The 19,140-nt window shown below is 56.4% G+C and carries 20 protein-coding genes; 13 read left to right on the top strand and 7 right to left on the bottom strand.

Translation table 11 applies throughout. The annotated features are described in order from the left end of the window. Positions 1-22: 22 nt before the first annotated feature. The 9 genes from PU683_RS00100 (at position 23) to pdxK (ending at position 7,925) form a co-directional block, all read left to right on the top strand. On the top strand, positions 23-448 hold the full coding sequence (locus PU683_RS00100; protein WP_042718790.1) for a GNAT family acetyltransferase: 426 nt from the start codon (positions 23-25) through the stop codon (positions 446-448). 81 nt (positions 449-529) lie between these two features. Next, positions 530-1,105, top strand: coding sequence for an RpoE-regulated lipoprotein (locus PU683_RS00095; RefSeq protein WP_277169547.1), 576 nt, complete (start codon positions 530-532; stop codon positions 1,103-1,105). An 80-nt stretch (positions 1,106-1,185) separates the two neighbouring features. Continuing rightward, positions 1,186-2,085, top strand: coding sequence for a Dyp-type peroxidase (locus tag PU683_RS00090; protein ID WP_277169546.1), 900 nt, complete (start codon positions 1,186-1,188; stop codon positions 2,083-2,085). 164 nt (positions 2,086-2,249) lie between these two features. Continuing rightward, positions 2,250-3,266: a sulfate ABC transporter substrate-binding protein gene (locus PU683_RS00085; RefSeq protein WP_277169545.1), complete on the top strand. Its 1,017-nt coding sequence runs from the start codon at positions 2,250-2,252 to the stop codon at positions 3,264-3,266. Beyond that, positions 3,266-4,096, top strand: a complete 831-nt coding sequence (cysT, locus tag PU683_RS00080; protein ID WP_023478964.1) for a sulfate/thiosulfate ABC transporter permease CysT — start codon at positions 3,266-3,268, stop codon at positions 4,094-4,096. Before PU683_RS00085 ends, cysT begins: the two co-directional genes overlap by 1 nt. Continuing rightward, the gene (cysW, locus tag PU683_RS00075) at positions 4,096-4,971 is read left to right on the top strand and encodes a sulfate/thiosulfate ABC transporter permease CysW (RefSeq protein WP_277169544.1); all 876 of its coding nucleotides are present in this window, start codon (positions 4,096-4,098) and stop codon (positions 4,969-4,971) included. The genes cysT and cysW overlap by 1 nt, the downstream gene beginning before the upstream one ends. Next, positions 4,961-6,055 carry a sulfate/thiosulfate ABC transporter ATP-binding protein CysA gene (gene cysA, locus PU683_RS00070; protein ID WP_277169543.1) on the top strand — a complete coding sequence of 365 codons (1,095 nt, stop codon included), beginning with the start codon at positions 4,961-4,963 and terminating at the stop codon, positions 6,053-6,055. The genes cysW and cysA overlap by 11 nt, the downstream gene beginning before the upstream one ends. Positions 6,056-6,156: 101 nt before the next feature. Further along, positions 6,157-7,068, top strand: coding sequence for a cysteine synthase CysM (cysM, locus tag PU683_RS00065; protein WP_277169542.1), 912 nt, complete (start codon positions 6,157-6,159; stop codon positions 7,066-7,068). A gap of 17 nt (positions 7,069-7,085) precedes the next feature. Further along, positions 7,086-7,925 carry a pyridoxine/pyridoxal/pyridoxamine kinase gene (pdxK, locus tag PU683_RS00060; protein ID WP_277169541.1) on the top strand — a complete coding sequence of 280 codons (840 nt, stop codon included), beginning with the start codon at positions 7,086-7,088 and terminating at the stop codon, positions 7,923-7,925. Between the two features lie 47 nt (positions 7,926-7,972). Here the strand turns inward: pdxK and crr are convergent, their stop codons facing one another. The 5 genes from crr to cysZ form a co-directional block, all read right to left on the bottom strand. Beyond that, positions 7,973-8,482 carry a PTS glucose transporter subunit IIA gene (gene crr / locus PU683_RS00055; RefSeq protein WP_023478954.1) on the bottom strand — a complete coding sequence of 170 codons (510 nt, stop codon included), beginning with the start codon at positions 8,480-8,482 and terminating at the stop codon, positions 7,973-7,975. Between the two features lie 40 nt (positions 8,483-8,522). Continuing rightward, positions 8,523-10,250, bottom strand: coding sequence for a phosphoenolpyruvate-protein phosphotransferase PtsI (gene ptsI / locus PU683_RS00050; protein ID WP_277169540.1), 1,728 nt, complete (start codon positions 10,248-10,250; stop codon positions 8,523-8,525). Between the two features lie 48 nt (positions 10,251-10,298). Continuing rightward, positions 10,299-10,556 (bottom strand): phosphocarrier protein Hpr, encoded by a 258-nt coding sequence (ptsH, locus tag PU683_RS00045; RefSeq protein ID WP_007370907.1) that lies wholly within the window; start codon positions 10,554-10,556, stop codon positions 10,299-10,301. 382 nt (positions 10,557-10,938) lie between these two features. Beyond that, positions 10,939-11,910: a cysteine synthase A gene (gene cysK, locus PU683_RS00040; protein ID WP_277169539.1), complete on the bottom strand. Its 972-nt coding sequence runs from the start codon at positions 11,908-11,910 to the stop codon at positions 10,939-10,941. A 140-nt stretch (positions 11,911-12,050) separates the two neighbouring features. Then, positions 12,051-12,812, bottom strand: a complete 762-nt coding sequence (gene cysZ / locus PU683_RS00035) for a sulfate transporter CysZ (protein ID WP_277169538.1) — start codon at positions 12,810-12,812, stop codon at positions 12,051-12,053. A 229-nt stretch (positions 12,813-13,041) separates the two neighbouring features. Between cysZ and zipA the strand changes: the two genes are divergently transcribed. The 3 genes from zipA (at position 13,042) to PU683_RS00020 (ending at position 16,383) form a co-directional block, all read left to right on the top strand. Continuing rightward, entirely contained in the window at positions 13,042-14,079 is a 1,038-nt protein-coding gene (gene zipA, locus PU683_RS00030; RefSeq protein WP_277169536.1) for a cell division protein ZipA, read from the top strand. 69 nt (positions 14,080-14,148) lie between these two features. After that, on the top strand, positions 14,149-16,167 hold the full coding sequence (gene ligA / locus PU683_RS00025; protein WP_277169535.1) for an NAD-dependent DNA ligase LigA: 2,019 nt from the start codon (positions 14,149-14,151) through the stop codon (positions 16,165-16,167). Next, a complete protein-coding gene (locus PU683_RS00020) occupies positions 16,168-16,383 on the top strand; it encodes a DUF3820 family protein (RefSeq protein WP_277169534.1) in 216 nt (71 codons plus the stop codon). It abuts the gene before it with no gap. On the opposite strand, the gene PU683_RS00015 is transcribed toward PU683_RS00020, so the two are convergent. Beyond that, positions 16,380-17,369, bottom strand: a complete 990-nt coding sequence (locus PU683_RS00015; protein WP_277169533.1) for a bile acid:sodium symporter family protein — start codon at positions 17,367-17,369, stop codon at positions 16,380-16,382. The two genes, PU683_RS00020 and PU683_RS00015, sit on opposite strands and share 4 nt — an antisense overlap. Before the next feature lie 89 nt (positions 17,370-17,458). On the opposite strand from PU683_RS00015, the gene PU683_RS00010 reads away from it, so the two are divergent. Then, entirely contained in the window at positions 17,459-18,388 is a 930-nt protein-coding gene (locus tag PU683_RS00010) for a LysR family transcriptional regulator (RefSeq protein WP_277169532.1), read from the top strand. Here PU683_RS00010 and PU683_RS00005 read toward each other — a convergent pair. Beyond that, entirely contained in the window at positions 18,379-18,738 is a 360-nt protein-coding gene (locus PU683_RS00005; protein ID WP_277169531.1) for a FlxA-like family protein, read from the bottom strand. The genes PU683_RS00010 and PU683_RS00005 overlap by 10 nt on opposite strands. Positions 18,739-19,140: the final 402 nt, after the last annotated feature.

Here is a 19,140-nt window from a genome sequence, read left to right as displayed (position 1 = left end):
GCTGAAAAATATGGGGGACATCATGGAGATACGTGTTTTCCGGCAGGAAGATTTTGAAGAAGTGATCACGCTTTGGGAGCGCTGTGAACTGCTGCGCCCGTGGAACGATCCGGAGATGGACATTGAGCGTAAGGTCAATCATGACGTAAGCCTTTTCCTGGTGGCAGAGGTCGGGGGCGAAGTGGTGGGTACGGTAATGGGCGGTTATGACGGCCATCGCGGTTCGGCGTACTACCTGGGTGTCCATCCGGAGTTTCGCGGTCGCGGCATCGCCAATGCGCTGCTCAGCCGGCTGGAGAAGAAGTTGATTGCCCGCGGTTGTCCGAAGATCAACCTGATGGTGCGCGACGATAACGAGATGGTAATCGGTATGTATGAGCGCCTGGGGTATGAGCACACCGACAGCGTTAATCTTGGCAAACGCCTGATTGAAGACGAAGAGTACTGAATCCGGCCTTTCGCTGTGACGAGGGCACTTTTTTCATTTTCGGCACTCCAACAGGCGTTTGGTCAATATAAGGAATTGTGCATGAACCCCCTGCGTATGTTTTTCATCGCGCTGCCGCTGGCGTTAACCGGCTGCTCGACGTTCGCCTCGGTCAACTGGTCTGCTGCTTACCCCTGGAACTGGTTTGGTTCCTCCCTCGAAGTCAACGAGCAGGGCGTCGGCGGGCTGACTGCCAGCACGCCGCTCAATGAACAGGCGATTGGCGACGCGTTAGGCGGCGATTACCACCTGCGCAGCGGCATGAAAACCGATAAAGGCACCATTGTTCGCTATTTCGAAGCGCTGAAAGAGAAGCAGCTGGCGCTGGTGGTCAATGGTGAGAACGGCGTCGTCAGCCGTATTGATGTCACCGATCCCGATATTGCCACCCACAAAGGGGTAAAAATCGGCGCGCCGTTCAACACTCTCTATGACAAAGCGTTTGGCCACTGCGTGAAAGCCTCCGACGCCGATATCTCCGGCATCGAGTGTAAAGCGCCCGACAGCCAGCACATCAGCTATCTCTTCAGCGGTAGCTGGAGCGGCCCGGAGGGCTTAATGCCGTCGGATGATACCCTGAAAAGCTGGAAAGTGAGCAAGATCATTTGGCGTCGCTAATCTGCTCGGAATAGTCTGATACTGACCCAAAAACAGGTACAATGCCGCATCGTTTTTGTGGTCAGTTTTCAGGAGATGTGATGTCCCAGGTTCAAAGTGGCATTTTGCCGGAACATTGCCGTGCGGCAATTTGGATTGAGGCCAGCGTAAAAGGGGAGGCCGATGCCCTGCGCGCCGGCAGCCGTGCGTTTGCCGATAAGCTCGCGAATTTTCAACTGCAATTCCCTGACGCGGCGCTCGGCGCGGTGGTCGCATTTGGTTCCCGCGTCTGGCGTGAATTAAGCGGCGGGCAGGGTGCTGAAGAGCTGAAAGATTTTCCTGCCTATGGCAAAGGGCTTGCGCCCGCCACCCAGCACGATGTGCTGATCCATATTCTCTCCCTGCGTCACGACGTCAACTTCTCTGTCGCCCAGGCGGCGCTGGCTGCCTTTGGCGATGCGCTGGAGGTGAAAGAGGAGACGCACGGTTTCCGCTGGGTCGAGGATCGCGATCTCAGCGGTTTTGTCGACGGCACGGAGAACCCGGCCGGCGAAGAGAAACGCCGTGAAGTGGCGATTATTCAGGAGGGTATCGACGCGGGCGGCAGCTACGTAATGGTGCAGCGCTGGGAGCATAACCTGAAACAGCTTAACCGCATGAGCGTCAGCGATCAGGAGATGATGATCGGGCGCACCAAAGCGGATAACGAAGAGATCGACGCTGATGTGCGCCCGGTAACTTCCCATCTCTCGCGCGTCGATCTGAAAGAGGCGGGGAAAGGGCTGAAAATTGTGCGCCAGAGCCTGCCTTACGGCAGCGCCAGCGGCACTCACGGCCTCTATTTCTGCACCTACAGCGCACGGCTCTACAACATTGAGCAGCAGCTGCTGAGCATGTTCGGCGACCGTGACGGCAAGCGCGACGCCATGCTGCGTTTTACCCGCCCGGTCACCGGCGGTTACTACTTCGCGCCCGCGCTCGACAGGCTCTTTGCCCTGTAACAAACCTGCGTCACATCAGGCCGGGGCGACCCGGCTAATACCCCTTTCTGCTTATACTCTTTTCTGATTCCAAATCACCAATTGGTATATAAAACCGTTACTGCTTTCACTCCCGTTATAAATAAACTGAACATCGTCGAGTGATCAGCTTATAAGGGTGCGCAATGGCCGTTAACATACTGAAAAAAGGATATCTGACGCTGGCAGCGCTGACGCTGCTGAGCGCGCAGGCACAGGCAACGGAACTGCTCAACAGCTCGTATGATGTCTCGCGCGAGCTGTTTGCGGCGCTGAACCCGCCTTTTGAGCAGCAGTGGGCGCAAGAGAATGGCGGCGACAAGCTGACCATCAAGCAATCCCATGCCGGTTCGTCGAAACAGGCGCTGGCGATTTTGCAGGGGCTGAAGGCCGACGTGGTCACCTACAACCAGGTGACGGATGTGCAGATCCTGCACGATAAGGGCAAGCTGATCCCCGCCGACTGGCAGAGCCGCTTACCGAACAACAGCTCGCCGTTCTACTCGACAATGGCGTTCCTTGTGCGTAAGGGCAACCCGAAGAATATTCACGACTGGAACGATCTTGTGCGTTCTGACGTGAAGCTGATCTTCCCGAATCCAAAAACCTCCGGCAACGCCCGCTATACCTATCTGGCGGCCTGGGGCGCAGCCGATCAGGCTGACGGCGGTGATAAAGCCAAAACCACCCAGTTTATGACTCAGTTTCTGAAAAACGTTGAGGTGTTTGACACCGGCGGTCGCGGTGCAACCACCACCTTCGTTGAGCGTGGCCTCGGCGATGTGCTGATCACCTTTGAGTCGGAAGTGAACAACATCCGCAAACAGTATGAAGCGCAGGGCTTTGAAGTGGTGGTGCCGAAGGTCAATATCCTTGCCGAGTTCCCGGTGGCATGGGTGGATAAGAACGTGAAAGCCAATGGCACGGAGAAGGCGGCGAAAGCTTATCTCAACTGGCTCTACACGCCGCAGGCGCAGACCATCATCACCGATTATTACTACCGCGTGAACAACCCGGAAGTGATGAAAAAGCTGGGGGATAAATTCCCGCAGACTGCGCTGTTCCGCGTGGAGGATAAGTTTGGCTCCTGGCCGGAAGTGATGAAAACCCATTTCGCCAGTGGCGGCGAGCTGGATAAGTTGCTGGCGGCGGGGCGTAAGTGATGTTGTCTGGATCGAAACGCGTGCTGCCGGGCTTTGGTTTAAGCCTCGGCAGCAGCCTCTTTTTTGTCTGTCTGATTCTGTTATTACCCTTAAGCGCGCTGGTGATGCAGCTGTCGCAGATGAGCTGGGAACAGTACTGGGAAGTGGTTACCAACCCGCAGGTGGTCGCCGCCTATAAAGTGACGCTGCTGGCGGCGTTCGTCGCCTCAATCTTCAACGGTGTCTTTGGCATGCTGATGGCGTGGATCCTTACCCGCTACCGCTTTCCGGGACGCACGCTGCTTGATGCATTGATGGATCTGCCGTTTGCCCTGCCGACGGCGGTGGCGGGCTTAACGCTGGCGTCGCTCTTCTCCGTTAACGGCTTTTACGGCGAGTGGCTGGCGGCGCTGGACATTAAAGTGACCTACACCTGGCTCGGGATTGCGGTGGCGATGGCCTTTACCAGCATCCCGTTTGTGGTGCGCACGGTGCAGCCGGTGCTGGAAGAGCTTGGCCCGGAGTATGAAGAGGCGGCGGAAACCCTTGGTGCCACGCGCTGGCAGAGCTTTCGTAAAGTGGTGCTGCCGGAGCTGTCGCCCGCACTGATGGCAGGCGTTGCGCTCTCCTTTACCCGCAGCCTCGGTGAGTTTGGCGCAGTGATTTTTATCGCCGGGAATATCGCCTGGAAGACGGAAGTGACCTCGCTGATGATCTTCGTACGTCTGCAGGAGTTTGACTACCCGGCGGCGAGCGCAATTGCCTCGGTGATCCTCGCAGCTTCGCTGCTGCTGCTCTTCTCTATCAACACCCTGCAAAGTCGCTTTGGACAGCGTGTGGTAGGTCACTAATGGCGGAAATAAGTGCATTGAAACGCTATGACAAGCCCCGGGTGAACTGGGGGAAATGGTTCTTGATTGGCACCGGTATTTTGCTTTCAGCCTTTATTCTGCTGGTGCCGATGATCTATATCTTCGTGCAGGCCTTCAGTAAAGGGCTGGCACCGGTGCTGCAAAACCTTGCCGATGCTGACATGCTGCACGCCATCTGGCTGACGGTGCTGATTGCGCTTATCTCGGTGCCCGTCAACCTGGTGTTCGGCACGCTGCTCGCCTGGCTGGTGACGCGCTTTAACTTCCCCGGCCGCCAGTTACTGCTGACCCTGCTCGATATTCCGTTTGCGGTGTCGCCGGTGGTTGCCGGTCTTATCTATCTGCTCTTTTATGGTACCAACGGCCCGCTTGGTGGCTGGCTGGATGAACACAATCTGCAAATTATGTTCTCATGGCCCGGCATGGTGCTGGTTACCGTATTTGTCACCTGCCCATTCGTGGTGCGCGAGCTGGTACCGGTGATGCTCAGCCAGGGGAGCCAGGAGGATGAAGCCGCGATCCTGCTCGGCGCCTCCGGCTGGCAAATGTTCCGCCGCGTCACGCTGCCTAATATCCGCTGGGCGCTGCTCTACGGTGTGGTGTTGACCAACGCGCGAGCGATTGGCGAGTTCGGCGCGGTGTCGGTGGTATCGGGATCGATTCGCGGCGAAACCCTGTCACTGCCGCTGCAAATTGAGTTACTGGAGCAGGATTACAATACCGTCGGTGCTTTTACCGCCGCGGCCCTGCTGACCCTAATGGCGATTTTGACACTCTTTTTGAAGAGTGCGGTGCAGTGGCGTCTGAACAATCAGCAAAAACGCCTGCACGAGGAGGGAAATCATGAGCATTGAGATTGCGAATATTAAGAAGTCGTTTGGTCGCACCCAGGTGCTGAATGATATCTCTCTGGATATCCCGTCCGGGCAGATGGTGGCGCTGCTGGGTCCCTCTGGCTCCGGTAAAACGACGCTGCTGCGCATCATCGCCGGGCTTGAGCACCAGAGCAGCGGCCGCATCCGTTTTCACGGCACCGATGTCAGCCGCCTGCATGCGCGTGAGCGCCGCGTCGGCTTCGTGTTTCAGCACTATGCACTGTTCCGGCATATGTCGGTATTCGACAATATCGCCTTTGGTTTGACGGTGCTGCCGCGCCGCGAGCGGCCGAATGCTGCTGCGATCAAAGCGAAAGTGACCAAACTGCTGGAGATGGTGCAGCTGGCGCATCTGGCGGATCGCTACCCGGCCCAGCTTTCTGGCGGGCAGAAGCAGCGTGTGGCACTGGCGCGTGCGCTGGCGGTTGAACCCCAAATTCTGCTGCTTGATGAACCCTTCGGCGCGCTGGATGCGCAGGTACGTAAAGAGCTTCGCCGCTGGCTGCGTCAGCTGCATGAAGAGCTGAAATTCACCAGCGTCTTCGTGACCCACGATCAGGAAGAGGCGACGGAAGTCGCCGATCGCGTGGTGGTGATGAGCCAGGGGAATATTGAGCAGGCGGATGCGCCGGATCAGGTGTGGCGCGAACCGGCGACCCGTTTTGTACTGGAATTTATGGGTGAGGTGAACCGCCTGAAAGGGGTGATTCGCGGCGGGCAGTTCCACGTCGGCGCTCATCACTGGCCGCTTGGTCATACGCCGGTTTACCAGGGCGATGTCGACCTCTTCCTGCGCCCGTGGGAGGTGGATGTCAGCCGCCGCACCAGCCTTGATTCGCCGCTGCCGGTGCAGGTGCTGGAAGCCAGCCCGAAAGGGCACTACACGCAACTGGTGGTGCAGCCGCTCGGCTGGAACCCCGATCCGTTAACGGTGGTGATGCGCGATGCGCATCCGCCACAGCGCGGCGAGCGGCTGTTCGTGGGCTTGCAGAACGCGCGGCTCTATAACGGCGATGAGCGTATTGAGCCCGGCGCGGAGCTTGCTCTGGCTCAGTCAGCCTGATAGCTTAAGGAAACGTGGTTTTTGCCGGGTAGCGCGTTGCTTATCCGGCCGACAAGCCCGGTATGCGTGATGCGGACCGGGTTTTTTATTGGACAGCGATCGTGAACACATTAGAAGAGACTATCGGCAATACGCCGCTGGTCAAATTACAGCGCCTGACCCCGGCTAATGGCAGTGAAATTTGGGTCAAGCTCGAAGGTAACAATCCTGCCGGTTCGGTAAAAGACCGCGCTGCGCTCTCAATGATTGTGCAGGCCGAACGGCGCGGTGAAATCAAACCTGGCGATGTGCTGATTGAAGCGACCAGTGGCAACACCGGCATTGCGCTGGCAATGATTGCGGCGCTGAAGGGCTATCGCATGAAGCTGCTGATGCCCGACAACATGAGCCAGGAGCGCCGCGCGGCGATGCGTGCTTATGGCGCCGAGCTGATTCTGGTCAGCAAAGAGCAGGGGATGGAGGGGGCGCGCGATCTGGCCCTTGAGATGGCCGCGCGCGGCGACGGCAAACTGCTCGACCAATTCAACAATCCCGATAACCCCTACGCCCATTACACCACCACCGGCCCGGAAATCTGGCAGCAGACGCAGGGGCGTATCAGCCACTTTGTCTCCAGCATGGGCACCACCGGCACCATCACCGGCGTTTCACGTTTCCTGCGTGAACAGGCGAAAAAAGTGACGATTGTTGGCCTCCAGCCGGAAGAGGGGAGCAGCATCCCCGGTATCCGCCGCTGGCCTGCCGACTATATGCCGGGCATTTTTAACGCCGATTTGGTGGATGAGGTGCTGGATATCCAACAGCGCGAGGCGGAAAATACCATGCGCGCGCTGGCGGTCAATGAGGGCATCTTCTGCGGCGTCAGCTCTGGCGGCGCGGTCGCCGGCGCGATTCGGGTGGCGAAAGCGAACCCGGGCGCGGTGGTTGTCGCCATCATTTGCGATCGCGGCGATCGCTATCTGTCGACCGGCGTGTTTGGTGAAGAGAGTTATTCGCAGGGCGCGGGGATTTAACCCGTCAAGGAGGCAAAATGGAGATGATCCTGTTCAGGGATAAAACCCGGGCGCAGCAGGCCGATATCGTCGCGGTTCAGTCGCAGGTGGTTTACGGTAGCGTAGGCAACAGCATTGCCGTACCCAATATTCGGCAACACCAGCTTAACGTACTGGCTGTCCCCACGGTGCTGTTCAGCAATACCCCGCATTACGACACCTTTTATGGCGGTGTTATTCCCGATGAGTGGTTCAGCGGCTATTTGCAGGCACTGGAAGAGCGCGACGTACTGCGCAGCGTGAAGGCCGTGACAACCGGCTACATGGGCAGCGCCAGCCAGATCAAGCTGCTGGCGAAGTGGCTGACGACGCTGCGGGAGAAACACCCGCAGCTGTTGATTCTGGTCGATCCGGTGATTGGCGATATCGACAGTGGCATCTATGTGAAACCTGAAATACCTGAGGCTTACCGCGAGGTGTTGCTGCCGCTGGCTCAGGGGATCACGCCGAATGTGTTCGAACTGGAAGTGCTGAGCGGCAAACCGTGCCGGGATCTGCAGAGCGCAATTGCCGCGGCGCAGGGGCTGCTCTCCCCGTCATTACGCTGGGTGGCGATCACCAGCGCGCCGGTGGACCGCAACGATGGGCAGATACATGTGGTGGTGGTCTCAGCCGAAGGTGTCAATATCAGTAGCTACCCGCGTGTGGCGACGGATCTGAAAGGGACAGGCGATCTCTTCTGCTCCGAACTGGTGAGCAGCATTATTCAGGGTAAAGCGCTGGATATGGCGGTGCAGGCTGCAGGTGAGCGGGTCGTGGAAGTGATGGGTTATACCCTTGAAAAGGGGTATGACGAGCTGATTTTACCGCCGCGCTAAAACAAAAATGGCACCTTACGGTGCCATTTTTTTAGACGTCAGATCGCTTACTTCTTGATGCGAATCACCGGCGTTTCACCCACGGTTACGCTACCAGAGAGTTTGATCAGCTCTTTGATCTCATCCATGTTAGAGATAACAACCGGCGTCAGCGTGGATTTTGCTTTCTCTTCCAGCAGCGGCAGGTCGAACTCAATAACCGGGTCGCCAACTTTAACGCGCTGACCTTCTTCCGCGATGCGTTTGAAACCTTCACCTTTCAGTTCAACGGTATCAATACCGAAGTGAACGAAGAGTTCGATGCCGCTATCAGATTCGATAGAGAAGGCATGGTTGGTTTCAAAGATTTTGCCGATAGTCCCGTCAACCGGTGCGACCATTTTGTTGCCGGTCGGTTTGATAGCAATGCCATCACCAACGATTTTTTCAGCAAACACCACATCCGGTACATCTTCAATGTTAACGATTTCGCCAGACAGCGGGGCAATGATCTCAATGGCACCGGTCTCTTTCTTATCATCAGAAACCAGAGATTTCAGTTTATCGAACAAACCCATGATCTTCTCCTAAGCAGTAATTTGGGCCGCATCTCGTGGATTAGCAGATTGTTTTTTCTTCAATGAACTTGTTAACCAGCGTCATTAACTCGTCCGTTGTCGGTTGAGCAAGAGCCTGCTCTGCTAACACCTTCGCATCTTCGAAGTTCGTGTTACGAATAATCTTCTTAATGCGCGGGATAGAAATGGCACTCATACTGAATTCATCCAGACCCATCCCCAGCAACAGAAGTGTAGCACGTTCGTCGCCAGCAAGCTCACCACACATGCCGGTCCATTTACCTTCAGCATGAGAAGCATCAATAACTTGCTTGATCAGATTGAGTACGGACGGCGACATCGGCTGGTAAAGATGTGAAATCATATCATTACCGCGGTCAACTGCCAGGGTGTACTGCGTTAAATCATTGGTGCCGATACTAAAGAAGTCCACTTCTTTCGCCAGATGGCGCGCAATCGTCGCGGCAGCAGGGGTTTCTACCATCACGCCGATTTCGATGGATTCGTCGAAAGCTTTGCCTTCGTCGCGCAGTTCCTGTTTGTAGATCTCAATCTCTTTCTTCAGCGCACGCACTTCTTCAACAGAGATGATCATCGGGAACATAATGCGCAGTTTGCCGAAAGCAGAGGCACGCAGGATAGCGCGAACCTGATCGCGCAGGATCTCTTTGCGATCCATAGCGATACGCACAGCGCGCCAGCCCAGGAATGGGTTCTCTTCTTTCGGGAAGTTCATGTACGGCAGCTCTTTGTCGCCGCCGATGTCCATGGTACGAACAATCACGGCCTGGGAGCCACACGCTTCCGCTACCGCTTTGTAGGCGTCGAACTGCTCTTCTTCTGTCGGCAGCGCGTCGCGATCCATAAACAGGAATTCGGTACGGTAGAGGCCAACGCCTTCAGCGCCGTTGCGCTCCGCGCCTGCGACATCGCGAACGGTACCGATGTTGGCACACACTTCAACCTGATGACCATCAAGGGTGATCGCCGGCAGATCTTTCAGCTTCGCCAGTTCAGCTTTCTCTTCTGCAACCTGCGCCTGCGCTGCGCGCAGTGCGTCGATCTCGTCATCACTCGGGTTAACGTAAACTTTGTTGTTTACCGCATCGAGGATCAGATAGTCGCCGTTTTTCACCTGGCTGGTGATGCTACCGGTACCTACAATCGCCGGCAGCTCAAGGGAGCGCGCCATGATCGAGGTGTGGGAGGTACGACCGCCAATGTCGGTGATAAAGCCGAGCACTTTTTTCAGGTTCAGCTGTGCGGTTTCGGACGGAGTCAGATCGGCCGCAACCAGGATAACTTCATCCTGAATAGCGCTCAGATCGATAATCGGCATACCCAGAATGTTGCGCAGCAGGCGTTTACCGATATCGCGCACGTCAGCCGCACGCTCTTTCAGGTATTCGTCGTCCAGCTCTTCCAGGGCGGTTGCCTGACCTTCGATAACTTCATGGGCTGCCGCGTCGGCAGTCATGCTCTTATCTTTAATCAGGGCTATGATTTCCTGCTCCAGCTCCTCATCTTCCAGCAACATGATGTGGCCTTCGAAGATGGCTTCTTTTTCTTCGCCGAAAGTTTCACCTGCTTTTGTTTTGATCGCTTCCAGTTGCGCCGATGCCTTGGCACGACCGCTCAGGAAACGCTCAACTTCCTGATCAACCTTGTCGGCAGAAACTTTCTTCCGGTCGATGACGATCTCATCTTCTTTCAGCAAAAGTGCTTTGCCAAAAGCGATACCCGGGGATGCTAAAATGCCTGAAATCATAACCCTACCTTTACTTGTGACTGATTTTTAAAGAAACCCGCGAAAAACTTACTCGAGTTCCGCCATCAGTTTAACCAGATGTTCAACTGCTTTTTGCTCATCTTCGCCTTCGGCGGTCAGAGTCACAACGGTGCCCTGAGTCAGGCCCAGAGTTTGCAGTTTGAACAGGCTTTTTGCGCTGGCGCTTTTGCCGTTGGAGGTCACAGTGATTTCAGAAGAGAAGCCTTTTGCTTCTTTAACAAACTGAGCAGCAGGGCGAGTGTGCAGACCGTTCGGAGCTGTGATGGTAACTTCTTGCTGGAACATTGTATTTCCCCAACTTATAGGTTTAGTGTTGTGGAACTAAAGTCTAGCCTGGCGGCAGGACTTTAGCCTGTATAGTTAGCGCTGGCGTAACGAGCCAAGGTTCAGATGCCAGAAAGGCGCGGTCTCGTGCAGTCGCTGATGGTCGCTGACGTTTCTTACGTCATTAAACATTATGCCGTCAAAGCCAGAATTGAACCAAATCATAAAAACGATTCAGCCAAGCGAAATCTGACTTCGATTAATTTCGCGCTTCAAAATAAATGTGATGGTTAAATACCAGACCAGCCCCTTTTCGGCAATGCCAGGTGGGACAAAAGTTTGATGTATGCCACAAAAAAGCACCCCAACGGGTGCTTTTTTGCGCTGATTTAACAATCGGGCATCACTGCTGCAATTCTTTCTCAGTAAAGAGATCGGCAAACAGCGCGGTACTCAGGTAACGTTCACCGGAAGAGGGGAGGATAACCACAATATTTTTATTGGTAAAGGCTTCATCTTCCTGAAGCTTGAGTGCGGCCGCAACAGCAGCACCGGAAGAGATACCGGCCAGAATGCCTTCCTCTTCCATCAGGCGACGCGCGGTGCTGATCGCCTCTTCGTTCGTAATCTTCACGACCTTATCGATCAGCTTCAGATCGAGGTTGCCCGGGATAAAACCGGCACCAATACCCTGAATCTTATGCGGGCCAGGCTTCAGCTCTTCGCCCGCCAGCGCCTGCGAGATTACCGGCGAGTCGGTCGGCTCAACGGCTACAGTAATCAGGTCAGTTTTGCCCTTGGTGTTTTTAATGAAGCGGGTAACGCCTGTCAGCGTACCACCCGTGCCCACGCCGGAGATAAAGACATCCACCTGGCCGTCGGTATCTTCCCAAATTTCAGGACCGGTAGTCTTTTCGTGGATCTCCGGGTTGGCCGGGTTGCTGAATTGCTGAAGCAGCAGGAACTTCGCCGGATCGCTGGCGACAATCTCTTCCGCTTTCTGAATCGCACCTTTCATCCCTTTGGCGCCTTCGGTCAGCACCAGGTTTGCGCCAAGCGCTTTCAGCAGCTTACGGCGCTCAATGCTCATGGTTTCCGGCATGGTCAGCGTCAGCTTATAACCGCGCGCTGCGGCAACATAGGCCAGCGCGATACCGGTGTTGCCGCTTGTCGGTTCGACCAGTTCGACACCGGGTTTCAGCACACCACGTTTTTCGGCATCCCAAATCATATTGGCACCGATACGGCATTTTATGCTGAAGCTCGGGTTGCGCGACTCGACCTTCGCCAGAATGCGTCCGTTACCGATGCGGTTCAGTCGAACCAGCGGCGTATGACCAATGGTCAGCGAGTTGTCTTCATAAATCTTACTCATAGCCCGTCCTTAACTGTATGAAATTTGGGAACCGACCCAGCATACGCACTTACCGATGATGCGGAAGTAAGGATTTCGCATATCTATATGCTGCGACGAAATAATGGTTATCAGTATGGAATAAGAAAAGGAATAGTTCCTCAGCGCCAGCTGGCGAGCTTATTGCGGTAACAGTCGACCCACATGGCCGTTGCGCCGCAGACCGCGACAGGCATCACCACCAGATTGAGCACCGGCACCATGGTGAACAGGCTGGTAAGCGCACCAAACTGCATATTGGTTACTTTGCGTTCGCGCAACGCGGAGCGCATGGTGCTAAACGGCACTTTATGGTTATCGAACGGGTAGTCGCAATACTGGATCGCCAGCATCCAGGCGCTAAACAGGAACCAGAGCACCGGAGCGACGGTCTGCCCGACACCGGGAATAAAATAGAGAATGAGGAGAATGGCGGCGCGCGGCAGGTACCAGGCGAGCTTCTGCCACTCGCGCTTCATAATGCGGGGCAGGTCTTTCATCAGCCCGAACACGCCGACATCCGGCGGCGTCGCGCCCGTTAATCTTGCCTCAAGCTGCTCAGCCAGCAGGCCATTAAAGGGCGCAGCAATCCAGTTGGCGAGGGTGGAGAAGAAGTAACCAAACACCAGCAGGATGGAGACAACGATAATCGGCCATAATAGATAGCTAAGCCACTGCAGCCACTCCGGAACGTGGCTCATAAGTGAAGGGATCCAGCTGTCGAGACGGGTAAAGAGCCACCAGAACGCGCCCCCCATCAGCAGGATATTGACCAGCAGAGGCATGATCACGAAGCGGCGAATGCCCGGCAGCGTGACCAGTTTCCAGCCTTGTGAAAAGTAATAAAGACCGCTGCGCGCAGCGCCAAGCGATGATGAAACCATGATTTGGCTGGACTCCTGTTAAACTCATGCGAAAAAACCGAAGCTTATAATATTCACCGGACGGGGGAAACCTGTTCGGAAATGTTCGAAAAAAGAGCAAAAAGTACGATTTAATTCATCTTTATGCGGTGAATGCTTCCCATCCACTTGCACTTGGCCTAATGCGCAAATACTCTTAGTGAGTAAATGTTTGCCGTGGTGGCAAGGTGTTAGAACAACAGAGAATATAATGATGCAGGATTTGCGTCTGATATTAATCATTGTTGGCGCGATCGCCATAATTGCTTTACTGGTTCATGGTTTCTGGACCAGTCGCAAAGAACGCTCTTCTATGTTCCGCGATCGCCCACTAAAACGTATGAAATCGCGACGTGACGACGACGAGTTTGACGACGAGGACGTCGAAGAGGACGAAGGTGTTGGTGAAGTTCGGGTGCATAAAACCCACAGCGCCCCGAAGGCCAGCGTAGAACAGGAAACTCCGCGTCACGCCGCGCAGCATCAATACCAGCCGCCTTACGCGTCGGCTCAGCCACGTCCGTCGGCACCGCCGGTTCAGCAGAGTGAGCCCGCGCACCACGCGCCGCAACCCTATTCGCAGCCGCAGCAGCCGGAGCGCCCCGTGGTCGAGCCGCGCGCAGCCGAGCCGCAGCCTGTCGCCCAGCCGGCCGCGCCTGCTCAGCCGCAGATGGCGCCGCAGCACTTCCCGCAACAGCCGGCGCATCATCAGCCATCGCCACAGCCACCTTCGCCACAGCAGCCGCAGATGCAGCCTCAGGTTCACGAGCCTGCGCCGCAGCCAGAGCCGGAGCCGGTTGTGGAAGCGCCGGTAGAAAAACCGCAGCGCAAAGAGACGGTGATTATTATGAACGTTGCGGCCCATCACGGCGCGGCGCTCAATGGCGAAGTACTGCTTAACAGCATCCTGCAGGCCGGCTTCAAATTTGGCGATATGAATATTTTCCATCGTCATCTCAGCCCGGACGGCAGCGGCCCGGCGCTCTTCAGCCTGGCCAATATGGTCAACCCAGGCACATTTGATGTGGAAACCATGGGCGAGATGGCTACCCCTGGGGTGACTATCTTTATGCAGGTGCCGTCTTACGGTGACGAGTTGCAGAACTTCAAGCTGATGCTGCAGTCGGCACAGCATATCGCCGATGAAGTTGGCGGTGTGGTGCTCGATGACCAGCGTCGGATGATGACGCCGCAGAAGCTACGTGAATACCAGGCGCGTATACGCGAAGTTAAAGACGCAAACGCGTAACGGCGCGTCACGACACATTTCCTTCCAGAACCCCCGCCCGTCGGGGGTTTTTTACATTGATGGTGCGATATGGAATCAATTGAACAACAACTGACAGAGCTGCGAACTACCCTTCGCCATCATGAACATCTCTATCACGTTATGGACGCGCCGGAGATCCCGGATGCCGAGTACGATCGCCTGATGCGCGAGCTGCGCGAGCTGGAAGCGCAGCATCCTGAGCTGATTACGCCGGATTCGCCCACTCAGCGTGTCGGTGCCGCACCGCTGACTGCCTTCACGCAGGTGCGCCACGAAGTGCCGATGCTGTCGCTCGATAACGTCTTCGACGAAGAGAGCTTTCTGGCATTCAATAAGCGCGTACAGGATCGCTTAAAGAGCAGCGATGCGCTGATTTACTGCTGCGAGCTGAAGCTCGACGGCCTGGCGGTCAGCTTGCTGTATGAAAACGGCGTGCTGATGCGCGCTGCCACGCGCGGCGATGGCACTACCGGGGAGGATATCACCTCCAATGTGCGCACCATCCGCGCCATTCCGCTGAAACTGCGCGGGGAGAACATTCCGGCGCGCCTGGAAGTGCGGGGTGAAGTTTTCCTGCCGCAATCGGGCTTTGAAAAGATCAATGAAGAGGCGCGTCGCACCGGCGGAAAAGTGTTCGCCAACCCGCGTAACGCCGCCGCCGGTTCGCTGCGCCAGCTCGATCCGCGTATCACTGCGAAGCGTCCGCTCACCTTCTTCTGCTACGGCATTGGTATCCTGGAAGGCGGCGAGTTGCCTGCTAGCCACCTGGCGCGTTTGCAGCAGTTTAAAGCGTGGGGGCTGCCGGTCAGCGATCGTATTCGCCTGTGCGGCACGCCGGAAGAGGTGCTGGCTTTCTATCATAAAGTGGAAGAGGACCGCCCGACGCTGGGGTTTGATATCGACGGTGTGGTGATCAAGGTCGACTCGCTCGATCTGCAGGCGCAGCTCGGCTTTGTGGCGCGTGCGCCGCGCTGGGCGGTGGCGTTTAAATTCCCGGCTCAGGAGCAGCTGACGTTCGTGCGCGATGTCGAGTTCCAGGTGGGGCGCACCGGGGCGATCACTCCCGTCGCGCGCCTTGAACCGGTGCACGTTGCCGGGGTGCTGGTGAGCAATGCTACCCTGCATAACGCCGATGAGATTGAAAGACTTGGGCTGCGTATCGGTGACAAAGTGGTGATTCGCCGCGCCGGGGATGTGATCCCGCAGGTGGTGAATGTGGTGCTTTCCGAACGCCCGGAAGAGACGCGCGAAGTGACCTTCCCGGCGCACTGCCCGGTCTGCGGCTCCGATGTTGAGCGGGTTGAAGGTGAGGCGGTTGCCCGCTGTACCGGCGGCCTGATCTGCGGGGCGCAGCGCAAAGAGTCGCTTAAGCATTTCGTATCGCGCCGCGCGATGGATGTTGATGGCATGGGCGATAAGATTATCGACCAGCTGGTTGAGAAAGAGTATGTCCACACCCCTGCGGATCTCTTCCGCCTGAGCGCCGGAAAACTGACTGGCCTCGATCGGATGGGGCCAAAGTCGGCACAAAACGTCGTCAACGCGCTGGAGAAAGCGAAAGAGACCACTTTTGCCCGTTTCCTCTATGCGCTCGGCATTCGCGAAGTGGGCGAAGCGACGGCGGCAGGGCTGGCGGCTTACTTCGGCACGCTGGAGGCATTGATGGCGGCCTCTGTTGACGAGCTGCAAAAAGTGCCCGATGTCGGCGTGGTGGTGGCAAAACACGTGCATAACTTCTTCAGTGAAGAGAGCAACCGCGACGTGATTCGTCAGCTGACCGAGGAGGTGGGCATCCACTGGCCCGCGCCGCTGGTGGTCAATGCCGAGGAGATCGACAGCCCGTTTGCCGGTAAAACCGTGGTGCTCACTGGCAGCCTGAGCCAGCTTTCGCGCGACGAGGCCAAAGAGCGCTTAACGGCGCTGGGGGCGAAAGTGGCCGGCAGCGTATCGAAGAAGACCGATCTGGTAATTGCTGGTGAAGCCGCTGGCTCGAAGCTGGCGAAAGCGCAGGAGCTGGGCATTCCGGTTATCGATGAAGATGAAATGATTCGCCTGCTGGGAGCCTGAATGGAGAAGGAGCAGCTGATTGAGATCGCCAATATGGTGATGCCCTTTGGCAAATACCAGGGGCGTCGTCTGATTGATCTGCCGGAGGAGTATCTGCTCTGGTTCGCCCGTAAGGAGCAGTTTCCCGCCGGGCGGCTTGGCGAGCTAATGCAAATTACCTTAGTGATCAAAACCGAGGGGCTGAGCCATCTGGTGCAGCCCCTCAAGCGGCCTTAAGCTTTCGCCGCTTCCTGCGCCGCGTGCTGCTCCGCCTTACGTTTGTAACGGCGGGCCAGCACGGCGCACACCATCAGTTGGATCTGGTGGAAAATCATCAGCGGCAGCACCATCATGCCAATCACCGATGTCGGGAAGAGAATATTGGCCATCGGTATACCGTTGGCAAGGCTCTTTTTCGATCCGCAGAAGACGATCGTAATCTCATCCGCTTTATTGAAGCCGCATTTGCGCGCCACCAGAATATTTATCGCAATCACGATCGCCAGCAGAACGATGCTCGCCGCCACGATAAACATCAGCGAGCCGAGACCCACTTTGTGCCAGATGCCGTTCACCACGGCTTCACTGAAAGCCGAGTAAACCACCAGCAGAATCGAGGTCTGGTCGGTTTTAGAAATCCACTTTTTATGTTTGGTGACAAATCCCGCGGTCCACGGACGTGACAGGTGTCCGAGCACAAATGGCAGTAGCAGTTGCAACATGATTTTGCCGACCTGCTCAAGGCTGCCCTGCGCACCATGGAGGTTCATCAGCAGGCCAACTAACAGCGGCGAGAGGAAGATCCCCAGCAGGCTGGAGGCCGACGCTGAGCAGACGGCCGCCGCGACGTTACCGCCCGCCAGTGAGGTAAAAGCGATGGCCGACTGCACCGTGGCGGGCAGAATGCAGAGATAGAGAAAACCGGTGTAGAGCTCCTGGCTGATATTGATCGGCGACCACCAGACAAACAGCACGCCGAGCGCCGGGAAGAGCACAAAGGTGCTGCACATCACCCACAGGTGTAAACGCCAGTGGCTGCCGCCAGCAATAATCGCTTCACGGGAAAGTTTTGCGCCGTGCATAAAAAAGAGCAGCGCAATCGCGGCGGTGGTCAGCCCTTCGAAAAAGGGGACAAAACCACCGCGTGCCGGGAAGAAAGAGGCCAGCAGGACGACGCACACCAGCGTCAGGGTAAAGGGATCGAGGATACGAAAAAGTTTCATGTGCACTCCTGAAAGTCGATAGCGCTATTGTGCTTTGTCTGCTTTGAGAAATAAAATTGATTTATTGCATCCATTCATGAATTTATCAGATGAATTATTCACTCCGACAATTACGTGTCTTTGTCACCGTCGCCCAGGCGAAGAGTTTCAGCCGCGCCGGGGAGATGATTGGCCTCAGCCAGTCGGCGGTTAGCCACAGCGTAAAAGAGCTGGAGCGGCAAACCGGCGTCAAGCTGCTGGATCGCACCACCCGCGAAGTGGTGCTGACCGAAGCGGGTCAACAGCTGGCTGGTCGGCTGGAGCGGCTGTTAGATGAGCTTAGCAGCACGCTGCGCGAAGCGGGGAGGGTTGGGCAGCAGTTAACCGGAACGGTGCGCGTCGCCGCCAGCCAGACTATCTCCGCGCATCTTATCCCACACTGTATCGCCAGCAGCAATCAGCGCTACCCGGAGATCGATTTTGTGCTGCATGACCGCCCGCAGCAGTGGGTGCTGGAGAGCATTCGCCAGGGCGAAGTCGATTTCGGCATTGTGATCGATCCCGGCCCGGCAAGCGACCTGGAGATCGAGGAGATCCTCGCCGAGCCCTTTTTCCTGCTGTGCCGCAACGATCACTCCTGGGCGCCGCTTGACGCCGTGCCGTGGTCGGCGCTGGATGGTGCCCGGCTGGTGGTGCAGGATTACGCCTCCGGCAGCCGTCCGCTGATCGATGCGGCGCTCTACCACTTTGCGGTACGGGCGAAAATCGTGCAGGAGATTGGTCATCCGGCGACGCTCTTCCCGATGGTGGAAGCGGGGATTGGCATCAGTATTCTGCCTGCGCTGGCGCTGCCATTGCCGCAGGGGAGTCAGCTGATGGTGAAACGGCTGGTGCCGGACATGCAGAGAAAAATTATGCTGGTACGACGTAAAAACCGATCGCTTTCCGGCGCGGCGCAGGCGTTATGGGATGTCGTACGGGAAGAGGCCCGGTGTTTAAACCGGGCCCGGGAGAGCGATCCGCTCTTTACTCAGATGTAGATATCGACCTGGTGATCGACTGAAGGGGTGTTCACGCCTTCAATTTTGCTCTGCGTCGCGGTTTTCGGATGGTTTTGCGTCTGTTTCTGCTCCGCCTCTTCAGCCTGCTTGCGCATTAACTGTTGAAGCTGAGCCTGCAGTAGCTGGATCTGTTGCTGAATCTGCTCTTGCTGTTTCTTTTTCTCTTCAGTCGTGCCTTCGCCGTTAGGAATATCTTTCAACTGCTGAGTAAGTTTGGCGATCTGCTGCGTCACGCGGCTGATTTGTGATGCGGTATCGCTACCGGCGGAAGAGGTACCGCTGGTGCCACCGCCCTGAACAGAGGGTGTTGCTGCCGAAATGGTGGTCATTGAAAACTCCTTTTTTGCCTTAAAAGAGAGTTATCGGCTCAATCATGCCGGACTTCAATAAGAAGCGTGTGAGGATGTGTCAGCCGCAAGCCTTTGCCCGGCAAACCGCCTGCTGGCGCTGCGCTTAGCAGGCCTCGGAAAACCGGTTGCGGAGAGCTGTTGTAGGCCGGATAAGGCGCAGCCGTCATCCGGCAAGAAGAGAGCACAAATCTTTCAAATCGCAGATAGTTGTAGGCCGGATAAGGCGCAGCTGCCATCCGGCAAGAAGAGGGCACGGATTTTTCAAATCGCAGATAGCAAAAAAGCGCCTTTAGGGCGCTTTTTTACATTGGTGGGTCGTGCAGGATTCGAACCTGCGACCAATTGATTAAAAGTCAACTGCTCTACCAACTGAGCTAACGA

It is taken from the genome of Candidatus Kosakonia sp. 282A-S69 (assembly GCF_029433855.1).
GTDB lineage: Bacteria > Pseudomonadota > Gammaproteobacteria > Enterobacterales > Enterobacteriaceae > Kosakonia > Kosakonia cowanii_A.
The sequence above is the reverse complement of the archived record's forward strand: the minus strand, read 5'-3'. Positions and strand labels throughout refer to the sequence as shown.

Coding starts and splice junctions, on each gene's coding strand:
- cysZ (WP_277169538.1), bottom strand. CDS start 12,812: ATGGTTTCATCATCGCTTGGCGCTGCGCGCAGCGGTCTTTATTACTTT.
- cysA (WP_277169543.1), top strand. CDS start 4,961: ATGAGCATTGAGATTGCGAATATTAAGAAGTCGTTTGGTCGCACCCAG.
- PU683_RS00005 (WP_277169531.1), bottom strand. CDS start 18,738: ATGACCACCATTTCGGCAGCAACACCCTCTGTTCAGGGCGGTGGCACC.
- cysW (WP_277169544.1), top strand. CDS start 4,096: ATGGCGGAAATAAGTGCATTGAAACGCTATGACAAGCCCCGGGTGAAC.
- PU683_RS00015 (WP_277169533.1), bottom strand. CDS start 17,369: ATGAAACTTTTTCGTATCCTCGATCCCTTTACCCTGACGCTGGTGTGC.
- PU683_RS00095 (WP_277169547.1), top strand. CDS start 530: ATGAACCCCCTGCGTATGTTTTTCATCGCGCTGCCGCTGGCGTTAACC.
- cysK (WP_277169539.1), bottom strand. CDS start 11,910: ATGAGTAAGATTTATGAAGACAACTCGCTGACCATTGGTCATACGCCG.
- PU683_RS00010 (WP_277169532.1), top strand. CDS start 17,459: ATGAATTATTCACTCCGACAATTACGTGTCTTTGTCACCGTCGCCCAG.
- ptsH (WP_007370907.1), bottom strand. CDS start 10,556: ATGTTCCAGCAAGAAGTTACCATCACAGCTCCGAACGGTCTGCACACT.
- PU683_RS00085 (WP_277169545.1), top strand. CDS start 2,250: ATGGCCGTTAACATACTGAAAAAAGGATATCTGACGCTGGCAGCGCTG.
- ptsI (WP_277169540.1), bottom strand. CDS start 10,250: ATGATTTCAGGCATTTTAGCATCCCCGGGTATCGCTTTTGGCAAAGCA.
- pdxK (WP_277169541.1), top strand. CDS start 7,086: ATGGAGATGATCCTGTTCAGGGATAAAACCCGGGCGCAGCAGGCCGAT.
- zipA (WP_277169536.1), top strand. CDS start 13,042: ATGATGCAGGATTTGCGTCTGATATTAATCATTGTTGGCGCGATCGCC.
- cysT (WP_023478964.1), top strand. CDS start 3,266: ATGTTGTCTGGATCGAAACGCGTGCTGCCGGGCTTTGGTTTAAGCCTC.
- PU683_RS00090 (WP_277169546.1), top strand. CDS start 1,186: ATGTCCCAGGTTCAAAGTGGCATTTTGCCGGAACATTGCCGTGCGGCA.
- crr (WP_023478954.1), bottom strand. CDS start 8,482: ATGGGTTTGTTCGATAAACTGAAATCTCTGGTTTCTGATGATAAGAAA.
- PU683_RS00020 (WP_277169534.1), top strand. CDS start 16,168: ATGGAGAAGGAGCAGCTGATTGAGATCGCCAATATGGTGATGCCCTTT.
- PU683_RS00100 (WP_042718790.1), top strand. CDS start 23: ATGGAGATACGTGTTTTCCGGCAGGAAGATTTTGAAGAAGTGATCACG.
- ligA (WP_277169535.1), top strand. CDS start 14,149: ATGGAATCAATTGAACAACAACTGACAGAGCTGCGAACTACCCTTCGC.